The organism is Shewanella sp. SG41-4 (assembly GCF_014164505.1).
Taxonomy (GTDB): domain Bacteria; phylum Pseudomonadota; class Gammaproteobacteria; order Enterobacterales; family Shewanellaceae; genus Shewanella.
The window spans coordinates 1-2,531 of the sequence record NZ_JACJFI010000417.1; the positions used below are offsets into that span (position 1 = coordinate 1).

Sequence of the window (2,531 nt, forward strand, 5' to 3'; positions counted from 1 at the left end):
AGCAAGTGTTAGTGGGACGGTAGGTTAACGTTCGTGGACCCGTTTTGGCATGGCTTGTAATTGTTGGGTTAACGCGGTCGTTGGCTTATGAGTGTCAGTGGTTGGCGTGTATTGACGTTTAGCAACCACTTGTACGCCATCAGTTGAGAGTTTGAGGTTTACATCGCCATCGGGCACACAACAACAGGGTAGGCACTCATCTGATTTGAGTTCTGCTAGTGGCTCGGAGAAGTAACTGACTTCTCCTGATATCACTGTGGTTTTACAAGCGCCGCAAAATCCATTACGACACTCTGAAAATATCTTCACTTTTTTCGACTCAAGCGCTTCTAATAAGCTTGAATGTTGGCCGTCAAATAAAATCACCGGCTGTCCTTTCAAGCTTACGATAGGGGCTTTTTTGAAAAATTTTTTATAGGTCAAAATCTAAAAACTCATCGCCATCAACAGAAGAATCAATTTGACCAACAAGATAAGATGATACTTCTACTTCTTGTGGAGCAACCTGTACAGCATCACTTTCTAACCAGTTTTTCATCCACGGTAGTGGGTTCGATTGTTCATCATAAGGTTGCGGTAAGTGAACCGACTTCATCCGTTGGTTAGTAATAAACTCAACGTATTGACATAAGATTTGTTCATTTAAGCCAATCATCGAACCATCTTTCAATAAGTACTTAGCCAACTCTTTTTCTTGTTCTGCCGCTTTAACAAATAAGTCATACGCTTCTTGCTTACACTCTGCAGCAATCTCTCCCATTTCAGGGTCATCTTTACCACCCTGCATCAGGGCTAAAATGTGTTGTGTACTATTGAGGTGTAATGCTTCATCACGGGCAATTAAGCGAATAATTTTAGCATTACCTTCCATGACACGGCGTTCAGCAAAGGCAAATGAACAAGCAAAACTGACATAGAATCGAATCGCTTCTAAAGCATTGACTGACATCATGCACAAATATAATGACTTTTTAAGAATGCGTGAATTAACAGTGATTTCTTTACCGTTTATGACGTGCGTGCCTTCACCTAACAAGTTATTAATTTGGGTGAGGTTAATTAAGTCATCGTAATAAGCGGCAATATCGCCAGCACGCTTTAAAATTTCGTCATTTTGAACAATATCGTCAAAGACCACAGACGGGTTATTAACAATATTACGAATAATGTGGGTGTACGAACGCGAGTGAATGGTTTCAGAAAACGACCATGTTTCAATCCACGTTTCTAATTCAGGAAGCGATACCAAAGGCAAAAATGCCACATTAGGAGAGCGACCTTGAATTGAGTCGAGTAGAGTTTGGTATTTCAGGTTTGATAGGAAAATATGCTGTTCATGATCAGGTAAATTACCGAAATCAATTTTGTCACGGCTGACATCAACTTCTTCTGGACGCCAGAAAAAACTTAATTGCTTTTCAATCAGTTTTTCAAAGACTTCATATTTTTGTTGATCATAGCGTGCCACGTTAACCGATTGACCGAAAAACATAGGTTCTTTGGTAGAATCGTTAGGTGTTTGACAAAATGTTGAGTAAGCCATTATTTAGGTGTCCTGAAAACGCATTTTTCAAAAAGCGGGGGAAGACCCCCGCTAAATATACATAAAGTGATGATTAAATCTTACACGCACCGCCACCACAGCCATCGTCTTCTTCTTCGACAGCAATAATGTCGTCAAACTGATCAGAAGCACCGTCACGAGTATTATGATAATACAATGTTTTAATGCCCAGTTTGTAGACGCTTAACAAGTCTTTTAACAACGTTTGCATCGGTACTCGACCGCCTTCAAAACGGCTTGGGTCATAATTGGTGTTGGCCGAAATAGCTTGGTCGATAAACTTCTGCATTAAACCAACAAGTTGGATGTAACCATCGTTGTTTGGCATGTTCCACAGTAGTTCATACTTATCTTTCAGTAATTCAAAATCAGGAACGACTTGCTTTAATTGACCATCTTTACTGGCTTTAACGCTAATTAAACCACGTGGAGGCTCGATACCATTGGTCGCATTTGAAATTTGCGATGAGGTTTCAGACGGCATTAGCGCAGACAACGTTGAGTTACGTAAACCGTACTGTTTAATGTCGCTGCGCAAGCTTTCCCAATCCATGTGCAATGGTTCGTCACAAATCTTGTCTAAATCACGCTTGTAGGTGTCGATAGGTAAAATACCCTTCGAATATGTTGTCTCGTGGAATAACGGACATGCACCTTGTTCTTTTGCGAGATTCATTGACGCTTTCAGTAAATAGAACTGAATGGCTTCAAAGGTCCTATGGGTCAAGTTGTTAGCAGAACCGTCTGAATACTTTTTACCGTTTTTGGCTAAGTAGTTAGCAAAGTTAATCACGCCGATACCCAAAGTACGACGATTCATCGAACTCGTTTGCGCCGCTTTAATTAGGTAATCTTGGTAATCAAGTAAGTTATCTAACGCGCGTACAGCTAAATCGGCTAATGGCTCAAGTTCAGATAAATCTTTAATTGCGCCTAAGTTAAGTGCCGACAAGGTACATAACGCGAT

At 40.6% G+C, this 2,531-nt stretch carries 2 protein-coding genes and 1 pseudogene; all 3 read right to left on the bottom strand.

The window, feature by feature from the left end; translation table 11 throughout:
- Positions 1–24 precede the first annotated feature (24 nt).
- The gene (gene yfaE / locus H5202_RS20485; RefSeq protein ID WP_182773690.1) at positions 25–423 is read right to left on the bottom strand and encodes a class I ribonucleotide reductase maintenance protein YfaE; all 399 of its coding nucleotides are present in this window, start codon (positions 421–423) and stop codon (positions 25–27) included.
- Positions 413–1,543, bottom strand: a complete 1,131-nt coding sequence (nrdB, locus tag H5202_RS20490) for a class Ia ribonucleoside-diphosphate reductase subunit beta (protein ID WP_182773691.1) — start codon at positions 1,541–1,543, stop codon at positions 413–415. Before nrdB ends, yfaE begins: the two co-directional genes overlap by 11 nt.
- A 73-nt stretch (positions 1,544–1,616) precedes the next feature.
- Positions 1,617–2,531 (bottom strand): annotated as a pseudogene (locus H5202_RS20495) (ribonucleotide-diphosphate reductase subunit alpha); the annotation flags it as partial.